At 66.9% G+C, this 16212-nt stretch carries 13 protein-coding genes and 1 pseudogene; 8 read left to right on the top strand and 6 right to left on the bottom strand.

The annotated features are described in order from the left end of the window. The first annotated feature begins 84 nt into the window (after window positions 1-84). Window positions 85-600, top strand: a complete 516-nt coding sequence (locus tag QPK31_RS18080) for a M48 family metallopeptidase (RefSeq protein ID WP_290424284.1) — start codon at window positions 85-87, stop codon at window positions 598-600. Window positions 601-651: 51 nt separating this feature from the next. On the opposite strand, the gene QPK31_RS18085 is transcribed toward QPK31_RS18080, so the two are convergent. Further along, entirely contained in the window at window positions 652-1407 is a 756-nt protein-coding gene (locus QPK31_RS18085; protein WP_290424285.1) for an SDR family NAD(P)-dependent oxidoreductase, read from the bottom strand. Between the two features lie 104 nt (window positions 1408-1511). Between QPK31_RS18085 and QPK31_RS18090 the strand changes: the two genes are divergently transcribed. After that, on the top strand, window positions 1512-2423 hold the full coding sequence (locus QPK31_RS18090; RefSeq protein WP_290424286.1) for a LysR family transcriptional regulator: 912 nt from the start codon (window positions 1512-1514) through the stop codon (window positions 2421-2423). Here the strand turns inward: QPK31_RS18090 and QPK31_RS18095 are convergent. Further along, window positions 2399-3575, bottom strand: a pseudogene (locus tag QPK31_RS18095) (NAD(P)-dependent alcohol dehydrogenase). The gene QPK31_RS18090 and the pseudogene QPK31_RS18095 sit on opposite strands and share 25 nt — an antisense overlap. A gap of 114 nt (window positions 3576-3689) precedes the next feature. Between QPK31_RS18095 and QPK31_RS18100 the strand changes: the two are divergent. Together QPK31_RS18100 and QPK31_RS18105 are read left to right on the top strand one after the other, a co-directional pair. Beyond that, on the top strand, window positions 3690-4250 hold the full coding sequence (locus QPK31_RS18100; RefSeq protein ID WP_290424287.1) for a TetR/AcrR family transcriptional regulator: 561 nt from the start codon (window positions 3690-3692) through the stop codon (window positions 4248-4250). Window positions 4251-4361: 111 nt separating this feature from the next. Further along, entirely contained in the window at window positions 4362-4835 is a 474-nt protein-coding gene (locus tag QPK31_RS18105) for a hypothetical protein (protein ID WP_290424288.1), read from the top strand. Window positions 4836-4981: 146 nt separating this feature from the next. Here QPK31_RS18105 and QPK31_RS18110 read toward each other — a convergent pair whose 3' ends face one another. The 4 genes from QPK31_RS18110 to QPK31_RS18125 all read right to left on the bottom strand — a co-directional run bounded on the left by QPK31_RS18110 (window position 4982) and on the right by QPK31_RS18125 (window position 11022). Continuing rightward, a complete protein-coding gene (locus tag QPK31_RS18110) occupies window positions 4982-8101 on the bottom strand; it encodes an efflux RND transporter permease subunit (RefSeq protein ID WP_290424289.1) in 3120 nt (1039 codons plus the stop codon). A 9-nt stretch (window positions 8102-8110) separates the two neighbouring features. Continuing rightward, on the bottom strand, window positions 8111-9328 hold the full coding sequence (locus QPK31_RS18115) for an efflux RND transporter periplasmic adaptor subunit (protein WP_290424290.1): 1218 nt from the start codon (window positions 9326-9328) through the stop codon (window positions 8111-8113). Then, the gene (locus tag QPK31_RS18120; protein WP_290424291.1) at window positions 9325-10587 is read right to left on the bottom strand and encodes a TolC family protein; all 1263 of its coding nucleotides are present in this window, start codon (window positions 10585-10587) and stop codon (window positions 9325-9327) included. The genes QPK31_RS18115 and QPK31_RS18120 overlap by 4 nt, the downstream gene beginning before the upstream one ends. Window positions 10588-10665: 78 nt before the next feature. Further along, window positions 10666-11022 carry a hypothetical protein gene (locus QPK31_RS18125; RefSeq protein WP_290424292.1) on the bottom strand — a complete coding sequence of 119 codons (357 nt, stop codon included), beginning with the start codon at window positions 11020-11022 and terminating at the stop codon, window positions 10666-10668. On the opposite strand from QPK31_RS18125, the gene QPK31_RS18130 reads away from it, so the two are divergent. From QPK31_RS18130 to QPK31_RS18145, 4 genes are all read left to right on the top strand, one after another. Beyond that, complete coding sequence (locus QPK31_RS18130; protein WP_290424293.1) at window positions 11000-11275, top strand: hypothetical protein; 276 nt, start codon at window positions 11000-11002, stop codon at window positions 11273-11275. The two genes, QPK31_RS18125 and QPK31_RS18130, sit on opposite strands and share 23 nt — an antisense overlap. Window positions 11276-11417: 142 nt before the next feature. Next, window positions 11418-12695 (top strand): hypothetical protein, encoded by a 1278-nt coding sequence (locus QPK31_RS18135; protein ID WP_290424294.1) that lies wholly within the window; start codon window positions 11418-11420, stop codon window positions 12693-12695. Between the two features lie 7 nt (window positions 12696-12702). Further along, entirely contained in the window at window positions 12703-13146 is a 444-nt protein-coding gene (locus tag QPK31_RS18140) for a phosphate ABC transporter substrate-binding protein (RefSeq protein WP_290424295.1), read from the top strand. 8 nt (window positions 13147-13154) lie between these two features. Further along, complete coding sequence (locus QPK31_RS18145; RefSeq protein ID WP_290424296.1) at window positions 13155-15941, top strand: EAL domain-containing protein; 2787 nt, start codon at window positions 13155-13157, stop codon at window positions 15939-15941. Window positions 15942-16212 lie beyond the last annotated feature (271 nt).

The following is a 16212-nucleotide window of genomic DNA, read 5'->3' on the forward strand; positions in this document are numbered from 1 at the left end:
GGCGCACGCATGCACCCAAGCCTTTACAGGGAGGCGGCGCCCGGCCCAGCGGACCGGCGGCAGCTGTGCTACATTTTCGCCCCTATGCCAGAACTCAAGTACCTCACCGCCTACCCCGAACAGCTGCGCCAGCAGGCATCGAGCCTGCTGGACGAGAACCGCCTCGGCGCCCTGCTCCGTTCGCGCTACCCGCGCGCCCACGGCCTGCGCACCGACCGCGCGCTCTACGACTACGTGCAGGATTTGAAGGATGACTACCTGCGCAATGCCCAGCCGGTATCGAAGGTCGCCTACGACAGCAAGATCCACGTGGTCCAGCATGCGCTCGGCCTGCACACGCAGATCTCGCGCGTCCAGGGCAGCAAGCTGAAGGCCAAGCACGAGATCCGCATCGCCAGCGTGTTCCGCGACGCGCCGCTGGAATTCCTGCGCATGATCGCCGTGCACGAACTGGCCCACCTCAAGGAGAAGGACCACGACAAGGCCTTCTACAAGCTGTGCTGCTGGATGGAGCCGCAGTACCACCAGTTCGAACTCGATTTGCGCCTCTACCTGACGCACATGGAACACACCGGCGAACGCCTCTGGGCCGACGCCTGAACAGCCGGGGTCAGGTCTGACATTCGGACACGAGCTCTGCTGTAGATCGCCTTACAGCAGCATCCCGCCGGATACCTCGACGCGTTGTCCGGTCATCCAGCCATTCCCTTCGGCCAGCAGTGCCGCCACCGCGCCGCCGATGTCGTCCGGCTGGCCAACCCGGCCCAGCGCCGTCATGCCCGCCACCATGCGGTTCAGCTCAAGGTTGTCGCGCACCGCGCCGCCGCCGAAATCGGTCTCGATGGCGCCCGGCGCCAGCGTGTTCACCGTGATCCCGCGGCCGGCGAATTCGCGCGCCTGGTAGCGCGTCAGCACCTCGACCGCGCCCTTGGCCGCGGCATACACGCCATAGCCCGGCAGGCTGAAGCGCGTCAGGCCGCTCGACACGTTCAGGATGCGTCCGCCATCGTTCAGCAATGGCAGCAGCGCCGTCGTCAGAAACACGGGCGCCTTGAAGTGCATGGCGACGATGCTGTCGAACTGCGCTTCGGTCACGTCCAGCAGCGGCACGTGCAGGCCGGCGCCGGCGTTGTTCACCAGGATGTCGAAGCGTTCGCAGCTCCAGTTCGCCAGGGTCGTACGTACCTGATCGGCAAAGCCGGCGAAGCTGGCGCTGTTGCCGGTATCCAGCTGCAGCGCAACGGCGCGGCGGCCGAGCGCTTCGATGCGGCCGACGACGTCCTGCGCCGCACTGTCGTTGCTCTGGTAAGTGAAGAGGATGTCGACGCCGGCCTGCGCCAGGTGCAGCGCCATGCTGCGTCCGAGGCCGCGGCTGCCGCCGGTGATGAGTGCGATGCGTTGGGTCATGCTGGGCTCCTTCGTTGAATGAGTCGCCAGTATATTTTTGCATTCCAGATGAATAAACTGGCGAAACATGCATGCATTCTGCGAAATATCCGCATAATCACCAGATGAACAAACTCGACCCCATCCGCATCTTCCTGAAGGTCGCCGAGCTGGAAAGCTTCAGCGGCGCGGCCCAGCAGCTTGGTTTACCGAACACCACCGTCTCCGCCAACGTGCGCGAGCTCGAGGAAGACTTCGGCGTGCGCCTGCTGCAGCGGACCACGCGCCGCGTGAAGCTGACCCAGGAAGGCGCCGCCTTCTACGCGCGCAGCCGCAACCTGCTCGACGAATTCGACGAACTCGGCAGCATGTTCGACGGCGGCGCCGATGGCTTGAGCGGGCGCCTGCGCGTCGACCTCACGGTCGGCATCGCCGCCAAGGTCGTGCTGCCGCGCCTCGGCGAATTCATGGCGAAGCACCCGCGCCTGGAAATCAACCTCAGCACCACCGACCGCCGCGTCGATGTGGTGCGCGAAGGCTTCGATTGCGTGCTGCGCTCCGGCACGCTGCTTGACTCCAGCCTGGTCGCGCGCCCGCTGGGCAGCTACCGCATGGTCAACTGCGCCAGCCCGGCCTACCTCGCCGCGTTTGGCACACCGCTCACGCTGGACGACCTGGCCCGGCACCGCATCGTCCACTACGACGCCCTGCTGGGCGGCAGCGCGCCGGTGTGGGAGTGGTTCGACGGCGAGCGCACCCAGTTGGCGCCGGTCGGCGGCATGCTCACCGTGAACGGCACCGCCTGCTACGAGGCCGCCTGCCGCGCCGGCCTCGGCATGATCCAGGTGCCGGACGTGGCGGTGCGCGCCTACCTCGACAGCGGCGAACTGGTCGAGGTGCTGCCGGACTTCCGGGCCGAGCCGATGCCGGTGGCGTTCGTGTATCCGTCGCGCCGCTACGTGCCGGCGCGCACGCTGGCCTTCATGGACTGGGTGCAGGCGATATTGGCGCCTTATCTCGACCCGGCGAGCCCCTGACCCTTGCCCATGTCGATCACGAAACGGTAGTAGACATCGCCCTTTTCCAGCCGCAGGTAAGCGTCGTTGATCTCGGCCATCGCGATCAGTTCGATGTCCGCGACGATGCCGTGTTCGCTGCAGAAGGCCAGCATCTCGTGCGTGTCCGCCGTGCCTGCAGCGCCCGAACTGGCCAGGCGGCGGCGTCCCATCGTCAGCATGATGGGCGCAAAATCGAAGCTGTCGGGAATGCCGAGCGAGCACAGGGTGGCATCGAGCTTNGGCCAGGCGGCGGCGTCCCATCGTCAGCATGATGGGCGCAAAATCGAAGCTGTCGGGAATGCCGAGCGAGCACAGGGTGGCATCGAGCTTCAGCGCCGCGATCATCGGCGTCATCGGGTAGGTGGTCGACACCGTATCGAGGATGAAGTCGAAGCGGTAGGCCTGCGCCGCCATCTGCGCGGCATCGGTCGACAGCACGGCTTCGTGCGCACCCAGCGCCAGCGCCGCCTCGATCTTGTTTGGCGAGGTCGTGAACGCCACCACATGCGCCCCCATCGCACGCGCAAACTTGATGGCCAGGTGCCCGAGCCCGCCGATGCCGACCACGCCCACCGTCATGCCCGGCCCCACCTTCCAGTGGCGTAGCGGCGAATACGTGGTCACGCCCGCGCACAGCAGCGGCGCGGCGGCCGCCGGGTCCAGCCCCTGCGGCAAATGGTAGACGAAGCGCTGGTCCGCCACATACTGCTCTGAATAGCCGCCACGGGTGCGCGTGCCGTCAATGCGGTCGACGCCGTCGAAAGTCTGGATCGGGAATTCGCGGCAGTAGACTTCCATCCCGTGCTGGCAGGGTTCGCAGGTGCGGCAGGAATCGACGATCACGCCGATCATGACCAGGTCGCCGACCGCAAAGCCGCCAACCCTGGCGCCGACGGCGGTGACTTCGCCCACGATCTCGTGGCCCGGCACCAGCGGGAAGGACTGGCCCCAGTGGTTGATCGAATGGATATCGCTGTGGCAGACGCCGCAATACAGCACGCGCACCGCGACATCGTCGGGGCGCAGCGCGCGGCGCTCGAACTGCCAGGGTACGAGCGGCCCTCCGCGCTCGAGGGCGGCGTAGGCGGGTGTCATGCTGCCGGCGGTAACGCCGGACGTGGTCGTGTTCATGGACTTCTCCTCCTCATGGATTTACACTTGATGAAATCTGTAAGCATCCTAACAGGTTTACATATTTTGTAAACTGTAAACCTCCGTATCGTCGACTGGGCAGGAAGAGAAAGAATGGAAGCAAAAGAAGAGCGCATCCTCGATGCGGCGTTCGACCTGTTTTACCGCCATGGCTACCGCAAGGTGAGCATGAGCGACATCGCCGACGCGAGCGCGATGTCACGTCCTACCCTGTACGCCGCGTTCGCGAACAAGGAAGCGGTGTTCGCGACGCTGGTGCGGCGCCAGCGCCTGCGCAACGAAGCGGCCACCGCCGAGCGCTTGCCCGCCGCGCGCGGCCTGGCAGCGCAACTGGCCTGCCTGTTCGACATCTGGGTGGTGGAGCCGGCGGCCTCGGTGATCGATTCGCCGAACGGGATCGACCTGCTGGCCAATTGCGGCAGCTATGCGCCGGAGGCGCTGGCCGATATCTATGCGCATCTGGAGAAGCATCTGGAGGCGGTGCTGGCGCCGGCCATGCACGGCAAGAAAGTGATGAGCGCGCGCGAGATCGCATACATCCTGCGCGTGGCGACGACCGGGGTGAAGGCGTCCGCGGATAATTTGCCGGAGCTACGCAAGGTGGTTGCGGGGATGATCAAGATGGCGATGGCGACGGTGCAGGCGTCGAAGTGAAATGGTGTCCACCGTGCAGTTGAAAACAGTACTAAGCTAGAGTTGAGCTTGCGTATCACGTCATGCCTCGTTTTTCCCTGATACAGCGTTCACAAATTAAGCTAGGAAACCATGGAGCCGGAACAGTTACCGATTTGGACCGAATATGTAAGAGTTTTAGGCACCCCTGTGGTCGCACTACTTGCGGCTAGCATTGCTGGATTTATCGCGAACAGACAGTGGAAAACGGCACGAAACAAGCTCAAACTAGATCTTTTTGATAAGCGGATTGCTATTTACAAATTGGCAATTACTGCTCTACAAAATATCCGTACCAATAAGGTGGATGTAAAGGCTGTTGAAGAACTTGAAAACTCTTTGCATGCCGCACGCTGGCTCTTCAATATTGACGTCGCCTTATATCTTCACGAGCTAGCGCTACGGGTATATAAGACCGACAGGCCGAGCATAGATACCAATGCGAACATGACTGAGACAGAATTTGCAGAAGCCTTGATTGAGCGTGAAAAGCATGAAGCCACATATCAACAAGAGCGTAGCGCGCTGGATGCGGTTTTGTCGAAATTTTTGGCTTTAGAACATTAAATAAATGACAGTCACGGCATTATAGTGGTTGATATTGCTGAAGTTGCCTGTCCAGCATAACTGGAAGGACCCGAGATAATCAGTCGATGCCGGCAAATGTTTGTCTGCCGGCGAGTGATTTCACATCGAGTCTTTCCTTAGGGGCGCTATCGCTTTCCCCCATGCACCCAAGTGTACAAGGCCGGCAAGATCAACAAGGTCAAGGCCGTCGACGACAGGATCCCGCCAATCACTACCGTCGCCAGCGGCCGCTGCACCTCGGCCCCGGTACTGGTTGCCAGCGCCATCGGCAGGAAGCCCAGCGAAGCCACCAGCGCCGTCATCAGCACCGCGCGCATGCGCACCTCGGCCCCTTCGCGCATCGCCAGCTCCGGCCCATGCCCTTGCTCGCGCAGCGAACGCACGAACGAGATCATGACCAGGCCATTCAGCACCGCCACGCCCGACAAGGCAATGAATCCCACCGCCGCCGAGATCGACAGCGGCAGCCCGCGCAGCCACAGGGCCAATACCCCGCCGGTCATCGCGAACGGAATCCCGGAAAACACCAGCAGCCCATCCTTGACGCTGTTGAACATCAGGTACAAGAGCGCGAACACCAGCCCCAGCGCCGCCGGGATCACCAGACCCAAACGCTTGCTGGCCGCCTGCAGATTCTCGAACTGCCCGCCCAGGCTCAGCCACGTTCCGGCCGGCAGCTTCACCTTGGCCAGCGAGGCGTCCAGCTCGCCGACAAACGAGCCGAGGTCGCGCCCGCGCACATTCGCCGTGACCACGATGCGCCGCTTGCCGTTCTCGCGGCTGATCCCGTTCGCTTCCGGCACAAAGGCGAGCGTGCCGATTTCCGATAACGGAATGCTGGCCGCATGCCCGTTCACGGCGGGCAGCGCAATCGGCAACTGGCGCAAACTGTCGATGTCGTTGCGCGGGCCTTCCGGCAGGCGCACGGTGATGGCGAAGCGGCGGTCGCCCTCGAACACCATGCCGACATCGCGCCCGCCGATCAGGGTGCCGAACACGTCCTGCACGTCGGCCACGTTCAGGCCATAGCGCGCGGCCTTGATGCGGTCCACGCTCAGGGTCAGCGCCGGCAAGCCTTCGGTCTGCTCGACCTTCACCTCGACGGCGCCGCGCACGCCTTTCAATACGCGCGCCACCTCGCGCGCCGTGGCTTCCATCGCCTCGGTATCGTCGCCGAACACCTTCACCGCCACGTCGCTGCGCACGCCGGAAATCAGCTCGTTGAAGCGCAGCTGGATCGGCTGCGAGAACTCGTAGCTGTTGCCGGGGATGCGATTGGCCGCCTCGGTAATCGCTTCCACCAGCTCGGCATGCGTCTTGCGCGGCTTCGGCCAGTCCTTTTGCGGGCGCAGCATGATGTAGCTGTCGGCCGCATTCGGCGGCATCGGGTCGGTCGCCACTTCCGAGGTGCCGATGCGCGCGAAGACCCGCTCGATCTCCGGGAATTCCTTCAGCAGCGCGCTTTCCAGTTGCTGCTGCATCGCCACCGACTGCGACAGGCTCGTCCCCGGAATACGCACCGTCAGCACCGCGAGGTCGCCTTCGTCGAGATTCGGCGCGAATTCGGTACCGAGGCGCGTGGCGAGCACGCCGGACAGCAGCACGCTGAGCAAGGCGAAGCTGAGCGCCACCGGCCGGTTGCGCAGCACCCAGTCGAGCATGCGCCGATACAGGCCACGCGCGCGGTCCATGATCCGGTTCTCATGCTCGGGCACGGCCTTGTTCACGAACAGCGCGACCGCCGCCGGCACGAAAGTCACCGACAGGATCATCGCTGCGGCCAGCGCCAGCACCACGGTGATCGCCATCGGATGGAACATGCGCCCCTCCACGCCGGACAGCGCGAAGATCGGCAGGTACACCGTCATGATGATCAGCTGCCCGAACAGCAGCGGCCGGCGTGCCTCGGCGGCGGCCAGCGCCACTTCGGCAAAGCGTTCGTCGCGCGTGAGCGGGCGTCCGGCCGCCGCCTGCGCCAGCCCCAGCCTGCGGATGCAGTTCTCGACGATCACCACGGCGCCGTCGACGATGATGCCGAAGTCGAGCGCGCCCAGGCTCATCAGGTTCGCGCTCACTTTCGTCTGCACCATGCCGGTAAACACCATCAACATGGTCAGCGGGATCACCAGCGCCGTGATCACGGCCGCGCGCAGATTGCCGAGGAAGAGGAAGAGGATCGCCACCACCAGCAGCGCGCCTTCGACCAGGTTGGTGCGCACGGTGGCGATCGCCTTGTTCACCAGCACCGAGCGGTCGTACACGGGCAGGGCCTGCACGCCGGCAGGCAGCGAGCGTTCTACCTGTGCCAGCTTGTTGCGTGCGGCTTCGGCCACGGCGCGGCTGTTCTCGCCGATCAGCATGAACACCGCGCCGAGCACCACTTCGCGCCCGTTCTCGGTGGCGGCGCCGGTGCGTAGCTCGCGTCCGTACTGGACTTCGGCGACATCGTCGACGTGGATCGGCGCGCCCTCGACCACGTCGAGCACGATGTTGCGGATCTCATCCAGGGACTTCACCTGCCCCGGCGTGCGCACCACGAACTGCTCGCCGCCGCGTTCGATGTAGCCGGCGCCGGCATTCGCGTTGTTGCGGTCGATGGCATTCACCAGCGTGGCCAGCGACAGGCCGTGCGCGGCCAGGCGGTCCATGTCGGGCGCCACCTGGTATTCCTTCAGGTAGCCGCCGATGGTATTCACCTCGGTCACGCCCGCCACGCTGCGCAGCTGCGGTGCGACGATCCAGTCCTGGATCTCGCGCAGGTCCTGCGGCGTGTAGGGCGTGCCGTCGGGCTTGCGCGCGCCTTCCTTCGCTTCCACCGTCCAGTAGAAGATTTCGCCGAGGCCGGTGGCGGTCGGCCCCATGCCGGGTTCGACCTCCGGCGGCAGAGCGGCCTTCGCCCCCTGCAGCCGCTCGTTCACCAGCTGGCGCGCAAAATAGATGTCGGTGCCGTCTTTGAAGACGACGGTCACCTGCGACAGCCCGTACTTCGACAGCGAGCGGGTTTGCTCGAGTCCGGGTATGCCGTTCATGACGGTCTCGATCGGGAAGGTGATGCGCTGCTCGACCTCCAGAGGCGAGTAGCCGGGTGCGCCGGTGTTGATCTGGACCTGGACGTTGGTGATGTCCGGGACCGCGTCGATCGGCAGGCGGCCGTAGTTGACGGCGCCCAGGCCGGCCAGGCACAGGGCGGCGAAGACGATCAGCCAGCGCCGTGCGATGGCAAATGCAATGAGTTGCTGGAACATGGCGGCCCTTTAGTGATCGTGCTCGGCTTCGCCCTTGCCGAGATCGGCCTTGAGCACGAAACTGCCGGCGCTGGCATAGGGCGTGCCGGCGTCCAGTCCCTTCAGGATCTCGCTGCGCTTGCCGTCGGACCGGCCCACGCTCACGTCCTGGGCGCGGAAGCCCGAGGGCGTGCGCACGAAGACCACGCTGCGCTCGTGCACGGTCTGCACGGCGTCGCTCACCACCGTCACCGGCACGTCCGCCGGCTGGCCCATCAGGTCGACGTTCGCCAGCATGCCGGGGCGCAGCCGCCCGTCGCGGTTCGGCAGCGTGACGCGCGCCGTGGCCATGCGCGTGGCCTCGCCCAGCACCGGGCCGACAAACGACACGGTGCCGTCGAGTTCCTGCGGCTGGGCGGCAATGCTGACTTTCGCCGGCATGCCTGCGCTTACCTGGGCCAGGCTGACGCCCGGCACCGCCGCTTCCACCCACACCTGCGACAAATCGGCCAGCGTCAGCAGCAGCTTGGTTTCGTCGACCGACTGGCCGGCCACCACCGGCTGGTCGACCACCACGCCGTCATACGGCGCGCGCAGCGTCACCGTGCTCGACACGCCATCGTCCATGGCCCCGACGCCGAGCGCGTCGATACGGCTCTGCGCCGCCGACACCGCGATCCGCGCTTCCTGCAGCGCGGCCTGCGCGGCATCGAGGTCCTGGCGCGCCGAGATGCCCTGCTCCCACAGGGTTTGCTCGCGCGCGTGGGTGGTCTGCGCCAGCTTCAGGCGCGCGCGGGCGCCGGCGTAGTCGGCGCGCCAGCCGGCCACCGCAGGGCTGCGTACGATCACCAGTCCCTGTCCCTTCTTCACCACGGCGCCGTTCGACACCAACACCGACTGCACGATGCCGGCGCCCGGGGCGGCCAGCGCCACGCTGCGTTCGGCGTTGGCCTTTACCTGGGCCGGCAAGTGCAGGCGTTCCTGGATCAGGGCCGGCCTGGCCTTGTCGATGGCGATGCCGGCGGTCTTGATCTGCGCCTCGCTCATGGCGATGGCGCGCTCGTCCCCGGCCGGCGGCGCCGGCGCGGCGCCCGCCTCTTCATGCCGGTCGTCGTGGCCGTGGGAATCGGCGTGGCCGGCGTGTTCTCCGCCGCTTGGTGCACCCGGCTGGCGCCACAGCATCAGCGCGGCAAGGAGGGCGGCGAGCGCGCACATCAGAGCGATCGTCAAGGTTTGTTTCCTGTTCATGGTCGTTCCTGTCGGTCTTGTTCGATGGCGGCGCCGGCAAGGCGCGCGAGGTCGGCGTAGGCACGCCAGGCTTCCTGCGTGGCCGTCCACTGGCGCAGCTGGACCCGGGCCCAGGTGCGCTGGGCGTCCAGCACGTCGAGGAAGGCAAACTTGCCGTGCTCGAAGCCTGTCAGCGTCAGTTCGTAGGCCGATTGCGCGCTCGGGATCACGTCGGCGCGCAGCATGGCCGCCTCGTTCCTGGCCTGCTCGTAGCGCGTGTAGGCGGTGCCGATGTCGGACGCGGCCGCTGTTTCCGCAGCCGCCACCTCGTCGCGCGCCTTGTCGCTGCGGCGCAGGGCCGCCAGCAGATTGCCTTCGTTGCGGTTGAACAGCGGCAGCGGCAGCGAGACGCCGACCACGGCCTGGCGCCGCGCCACCTCGTCGATTTTCTGGCTGCCGACCGAGAGCGTCAGGTCGGGCAGGCGCGCGGCGCGCTCGACCTGGGTCTGGGCTTCCTGGGCCGCCAGCTGGCTGCGCGCGCGCCGCACCGGCAGCGCCTGCGCGGCATCGGCCAGCAGCGCCGCCAGCGGCTTCAGGGCGGGGGGCGCCGGGTCGTGGCCGGACGCCAGCACCAGCGCCTCGCCCGGCCGCCCGACCAGGGCGCCGAGACGGGTACGGGCGATCGCCAGTTCGGCCTGCGCCGCGTTCAGTTCCGTGGCGGAGTCGACGGCGGCCAGGCGCGCACGGGTGGCATCGATGGGCGAGACCTTGCCGGCCGCCACCTGGCGTTCGGCGACCTCGATGCCCTTGGCTGCCAGGCCGGCCAGGGTCGTGGCCAGTTGCTGCCGCTGCTGGGCGGCGAGGACGGCATGCCAGCCGGCGATGACCTCGGCGCGCACTTCCTGGCGCAGCGCGGCCAGGTCGCCGCGCGCCAGGGCCGCCGTGCTTGCGGCCAGGGCCACGCGCGCGCGGCGCTTGCCGCCGAGTTCGATCGGCTGGTTGAGCTGGACGGTGGTGGTGCGGGTGCCGGCCTGCTCGCCTTCGCGCAGGTATTCCAGGGTCGGGTTCGGGTAATGATCGGCCTGGCCGATGGCGGCGGCGCTGGCCGCCACTTCATGGCCGGCCGCGCGCAGGCGCGGGCCCTCGAGGGCGAGCCGGATCGCGGATGGCAGGTCGATGGAATCGTTGGCATCGGGCTGCAGGGGTGCGGCGGCTGCGCAGCCGAACGCCCATGCCGCCACGATTCCCGCGGCGAGACGCCGCTTGATGTGGGTTGTCATGCTTGCTCCTGATAAGAATGGAATCAGGCGCGCAGGCGGGCGCGAGCCGGGATGGCTCGGTGCGTGAGGCGCTGCGCGCTACTCAGCGCGCGCAGGCCACTTGGGACGTTCCGGACGGGCCGCCGGCGGCGACGTGACGAAGGGCAGTACGGCGGCGATCGCCGTCGATTCGTGCCGCTGGCCGGGCATGGCCGCCGCGTCGGAGGGAAGATAGAGGATGTGCCCGAGCATGCAGGCCGGACAGTGCGGATCGCCCAGCACCGAATTGCCGTCGTCGGCGACCAGGGCGGGCGCCAGCGCCGGCACGGCGCCGCCCTGCTCGGCCACGTGGTGGGTCACGCCGGCCGGGGTCGTCACGCAGCACTGGTCCGCCATCGCCAGGGCAACCTGGAGCGGATAGACCAGCAGCAAAATGATGAAAACCCAGCGGCGCATCGGTGTGGAAAGGATCGGTTGGAAAGGTGTGGACGCCATCATCATACTTGCTATTTGGTCCAGTGGCGAATCGCCCGGTGTTTTGCCGGCCGGGGCCGCGCGAGCCGGCAAGCCTGCTTCATTTCTCAGACGATTACCGCTGGCACAACGCGGCCTCTACAGTGCGGCAATACCTGTTCAACAACACACGTTGCCGCAGCACAACGATACCGTGTCATCCAGTTATTTCTACACGCAAATTTATCGACTTTGACGGATGTGTTCGCTAAAGTCGTTTCGTGCGCCATGCATAGCGCCGGACCACCGGCACCGTAGCACACCGCAACACCGGCCCACCGGCCGCCTTCCCCTCCACCGCCTGCGCGCTGCGAGGGATCCATGACGACAACGGCACCATGTACCGCATCCATTTTCCCGGCCAGGGTTTGCCCGGCGCCGTGCGCGCCAGCCTGCTGGCCTTCATCCTGACCGCTGCCGCCCATCCGGTGCACGCGGCCGAGGCAACCGACGGCACCGGGCCGACCTGGAAGCTGTCCGGCTTCGGCACGCTCGGCGCCGTGCACTCGAGCGAGCGCAACGCCGACTACAGTTCCTCGGCGCTGAAGGCCGACGGCGCCGGGCGCAGCCACACCTGGAGCGCGGACGTCGACAGCAAGCTGGGCGCCCAGATCGACCTGCAATTGAACCCGCGCTGGTCGGCGGTGCTGCAGGTGGTGACCGAGCAGCGCCTGGACTACAGCTACCGGCCGCAGGTCGAGTGGGCCAACGTCAAGTACCAGGCCACGCCGGAGCTGTCGTTGCGTGTGGGCCGCATCGCGCTGCCGATGTTCATCGCCGCCGATTACCGCAAGGTCGGCTATGCCTACCCCTGGGTGCGCACGCCGGTCGAAATCTATGGCGCGGTGCCGATCTCGAACAGCGACGGCGCCGACCTCACCTGGCGCTGGAACGGCGAGACCGTACGCGGCACCACCCAGGCCTATGTGGGCCGCACCGAGATGTCCCTGTACGACGGCGCGCGCCTGCATGGCAGCGGCATCGCCGGCCTGTCCCAGACCGTGGAAATCGGCGACCTGAGCCTGGCCGCCTCGATCGGCACCACGCGCCTGACCGTGTCGCTGTACCCGGAACTGTTCGCTGGCCTGCGCACCTTCGGCGAACAGGGCCAGGCGCTGGCCGACAACATCATCACCGAGCGCAAGCGCGCCACCGCCGCCAGCATCGGCCTGAACTACGATCCGGGCCAGTGGTTCGTGCTGGCCGAAGTCGGCCACTACCAGGTCGATTCCTTCCTCGGCACCACGAATTCCCTGTATGCCAGCGGCGGCTACCGCCATGGCGCGCTGACGCCGTATGCCAGCTTCGCGCGCATCTCCGGCAAGAAGCCGGCCGGCCCGCACGCGCTCGACCTGAACGGCCTGGCGCCTGACCATGCCGCCGCCGGCGCTGCCCTGAACGCCGGTCTCGACACGCTGCTGCGCACCATCGCTTCGCAGACCACCTTGAGCGCCGGCCTGCGCTGGGACGCCGCGCCGAACCTCGCCCTCAAGCTGCAGTACGACCGCGTGACGCCGCGCGGCGGTTCGCGCGGCACGATGATGAACCTGGACCCGGCTTTCCGCTCCGGCCAGACCGCGCACGTGGCCAGCGCCACGCTCGATTTCGTGTTCTGAGGATGCCATGAAGATTTCCGCAGCCAAGCTGCTCGGCGCCGCCCTCCTCGTTTTCGCCTCCGCCTTTCCCTATGCCGTCTCGCATGCCGCCGACCTGGTCGTGATCGTGTCCGCGCGCAGCAGCATCGAGGCGCTGCGTTCGGACCAGGTGGCCGCGATCTTCCTCGGCCAGAGCGCGCGCTTTCCCGACGGCGCCCTGGCCACCGCCCTCGACCAGCCGATCGGCTCGAACGAGCGCAACCAGTTCTACCTGCGCGTGACCGGCAAGACCCCGGCCCTGCTCAAGGCCCACTGGTCGAAGCTGGTCTTCACCGGCCGCGGCCAGCCGCCACGCGAGCTGCGCGACAGCGCCGCCGTGCGCCACGCCGTGGCCGAGGACACGGGCCTGATCGGCTACATCGACCGCGAAGCGCTCGACCCCAGTGTGCGCCAGGTCTTGCTGGTGCGTTGAAAGAATCCATGCCTACCATCCAAGCCAAAGCCCAGCGCCTCGCGCACCGCACCCGTCTCGCGCGCTGGCTCGGACGCGGTCTCGAAACCCACATCGCCCTGCCGGTCTTCGCCCTGCTGCTGGTGGCCGCCATGTGGCTGCTGACCCTGCGCCTCGTCGATTCGGAACACGAGGCCGCCGCCGTCGCCGCCCGCACCGCGACCCAGGAGCGCCTCGACACCTACGAAGCGCAAATGGCGCGCAGCCTGAACGGCATCGACCAGACCCTGAAGGTGCTGAAGTACGCGGTCGAGATGAAGGGCACGCAAGGCGCGATCCCGGCCCTGCGCGAACAGGGCCTGCTGCCGCCCGGCCTGGTGTTCGTGGTGGCCGTGGCCGACCGCAGCGGCCGTATCGTCGCCAGCAATCCCGACGAAGGCGCGCTCGACGTCTCGAACGCCGCCTACTTCCTGTATCACCGCGACAACGACGAGGGCGAGCCCTTCGTCAGCGCCACCGTGGCCGACCCCGTCAAGGCCGAGCCGCACCTGCACTTCACGCGCCGCATCAACGACGCCGCCGGCCGCTTCGCCGGCATTGCCATCGTTGAGGTCGAACCGGCCTACTTCACCAGCGCCTACGAACACGCGCGCGACGGCGAGCACGGCATGCTGGGCCTGGCCGGCCTGGACGGCGTGATGCGCGCGCTGCGCATCGGCGACACCATCAGCTGGGGCCAGCGCATCGAGCTGGGCCGCGGCGCGCAGGGCGCGACGCATGGCAGCATTGCGCTGCGCCAAGGCACGCCCGACGGCGTGGCGCGCTACACCGCCATCCAGCGCCTGCACGGCTTCCCGCTGGCGATCGTGGTTGGACTGGCCCAGGACGAACAGTTCGCGCCCTACGAGGCCACGCGCCGCACCTGGCTGCTGGTGGCCGGCGGCGCCAGCGCCCTGCTGCTGCTGGTGGTGGCGGTGATCTCGATGTGGTCGTGGCAGCTGGCCAAGGCCCGGCGCCGCGCGCACCGCGCCCAGGAGACCTACGCCGCCGCGTCCGAGGGCAGCCTGGACGCCTTCTGCGTGTTCCGCACGGTGCGCGATGCACGTGGCCGGGTGGACGACTTCGAGATCGAGGCCACCAATTCGAAGGCCGAGGAAATCTTCGGCATGACCAGTGCGGAACTGCACGGCAAGCGCCTGTGCTCCCTGCTGCCGCATTACCGTGCGAACGGCATCTTCGACGACATGGCCGAGGTGGTGCACACCGGCCAGGCGCGCGAAGGCGAATGGCAGGCCTCGGCGGTGGCCGCGGTCGGACGCTGGCTGCACCGCCAGGTGGTGCCGGTGGAAGACGGCCTCGTCGTCATCGTGCGCGACATCACCGAGCGCAAGCTGGCCGAGGAACGCATCTTCCACATGGCCCACCACGACGAACTCACCGGCCTGCCGAACCGTAACCTGATGCACGACCGCATCGACCAGGCGATCCGCAACGCCGCCCGCGGGGGCACCGGCGTGGCCCTTGCCTTTGTCGACCTCGACGGCTTCAAGCTGGTCAACGATGGCCTCGGCCACAAGGCCGGCGACGAACTGCTGAAGGTGGTCAGCCGGCGCATGGGCGCCTGCCTGCGCCGCAACGACACGCTGGCGCGCTTCGGCGGCGACGAGTTCGTGATCCTGCTGCCGGACCAGGCGCACGACCCGCTGGCCCTCACGCCGCTGCTGGAAAAGATCCGCATGGCCGTGACCGAGCAGGTGGAGGTGGCGGGCCAGGCGGTGCAGGTCAGCTGCAGCATGGGCGTGGTGATGTATCCGCGCGACGGCGCCGACGCCAGCGCCCTCCTGATGAACGCCGACGCCGCGATGTACCGCGCCAAGGACCTGGGCTCGAACAACTTCCAGTTCTACGCGCGCGAGATGAACGCCAGCGTCGAGGAAAAGCTGATGCTGCTCGACGGCCTGCGCCACGCGGTGCAGGAGACGGTCGAGGGCGATGGCGCAGGCGCCGGCAAGACCGGCAATCGCTTCCATCTGCTGTACCAGCCGAAGGTGGACCTGAAGACCGGGCGCATCTTCGGCGTCGAGGCGCTGATCCGCTGGCACCATCCGGAGCACGGCGTGGTGTCGCCGCAGCGCTTCATCGGCCTGGCCGAGGAGAGCGGCCTGATCGTGCAGATCGGCGAATGGGTGGTGCGCACCGCCTGCCGCCAAGCCAGGACCTGGCTCGCCTGCGGCCTGCCGCCGATTACCGTGTCGGTGAACGTATCGGCGCGCCAGTTCGAGGAATCGCGCCTGGTCGAACGGGTGGCGGCGGCGCTGCAGGATTCCGGCCTGCCGCCGGAGTTGCTGGAACTCGAGGTGACCGAAAGCCTGATCATGCGCGACTTGCAGAAGGCGGTCGACAAGATGCGCGAACTGAAGGCCATGGGTGTGTCGCTGTCGGTGGACGATTTCGGCACCGGGTATTCGAGTCTATCGGCGCTGAAGAGCTTCCCGATCAGCCGGCTGAAGATTGACAAGTCGTTTGTCAGCGAGCTGGCCGAGAATCCGGACGACCAGGCAATTGCGATGGCGGTGATCTCGCTCGGGCACAAGCTGAATTTGAAGGTGATCGCCGAGGGCGTGGAGACCGAGCAGCAGTGCGCCTTCCTGCGCGCGAACGAGTGCGACGAGATGCAGGGCTACTTGTTCAGCAAGCCGGTGACGGCGGGCGAGATCGAGGATATGGTGGAGCAGTACATCGCGAAGCCGGGATCGTGCGCGAAGTTGAGCCTGGTGGCATCGCAGCCGCAGGCCGCGTTGGCGCTGGCAAGCTGATACCCGTAGGGTGGGCACCCCGTGCCCACGCGGAAGCATGATGCTAATTGGCCCCGTTTAATGCGGGCGCCATGCGAAGTGTTGGCAGCTGTCCAGGATAGACGTTAGCACCTATTCCTTGAGACACGCTGTCTCAGTGCGCATAGCGCGTCCAGCAGATCGCCGCCGATGACGCGACATTCCGCGTGGGCACGGAGTGCCCACCGTAATGTGATGGACTCCACCCTCCTGACAACGGCATCATTGTGCCAAGCGCGCCAGATTGGGCTGA

It is taken from the genome of Massilia sp. YIM B02769 (assembly GCF_030411995.1).
Lineage (GTDB): Bacteria > Pseudomonadota > Gammaproteobacteria > Burkholderiales > Burkholderiaceae_D > Telluria.

Excerpts from the sequence above, each read along its gene's own strand:
- QPK31_RS18080 (WP_290424284.1), top strand. The coding sequence starts at position 85 with ATGCCAGAACTCAAGTACCTCACCGCCTACCCCGAACAGCTGCGCCAG.
- QPK31_RS18085 (WP_290424285.1), bottom strand. The coding sequence starts at position 1,407 with ATGACCCAACGCATCGCACTCATCACCGGCGGCAGCCGCGGCCTCGGA.
- QPK31_RS18090 (WP_290424286.1), top strand. The coding sequence starts at position 1,512 with ATGAACAAACTCGACCCCATCCGCATCTTCCTGAAGGTCGCCGAGCTG.
- QPK31_RS18100 (WP_290424287.1), top strand. The coding sequence starts at position 3,690 with ATGGAAGCAAAAGAAGAGCGCATCCTCGATGCGGCGTTCGACCTGTTT.
- QPK31_RS18105 (WP_290424288.1), top strand. The coding sequence starts at position 4,362 with ATGGAGCCGGAACAGTTACCGATTTGGACCGAATATGTAAGAGTTTTA.
- QPK31_RS18110 (WP_290424289.1), bottom strand. The coding sequence starts at position 8,101 with ATGTTCCAGCAACTCATTGCATTTGCCATCGCACGGCGCTGGCTGATC.
- QPK31_RS18115 (WP_290424290.1), bottom strand. The coding sequence starts at position 9,328 with ATGAACAGGAAACAAACCTTGACGATCGCTCTGATGTGCGCGCTCGCC.
- QPK31_RS18120 (WP_290424291.1), bottom strand. The coding sequence starts at position 10,587 with ATGACAACCCACATCAAGCGGCGTCTCGCCGCGGGAATCGTGGCGGCA.
- QPK31_RS18130 (WP_290424293.1), top strand. The coding sequence starts at position 11,000 with ATGATGAAAACCCAGCGGCGCATCGGTGTGGAAAGGATCGGTTGGAAA.
- QPK31_RS18125 (WP_290424292.1), bottom strand. The coding sequence starts at position 11,022 with ATGCGCCGCTGGGTTTTCATCATTTTGCTGCTGGTCTATCCGCTCCAG.
- QPK31_RS18135 (WP_290424294.1), top strand. The coding sequence starts at position 11,418 with ATGTACCGCATCCATTTTCCCGGCCAGGGTTTGCCCGGCGCCGTGCGC.
- QPK31_RS18140 (WP_290424295.1), top strand. The coding sequence starts at position 12,703 with ATGAAGATTTCCGCAGCCAAGCTGCTCGGCGCCGCCCTCCTCGTTTTC.
- QPK31_RS18145 (WP_290424296.1), top strand. The coding sequence starts at position 13,155 with ATGCCTACCATCCAAGCCAAAGCCCAGCGCCTCGCGCACCGCACCCGT.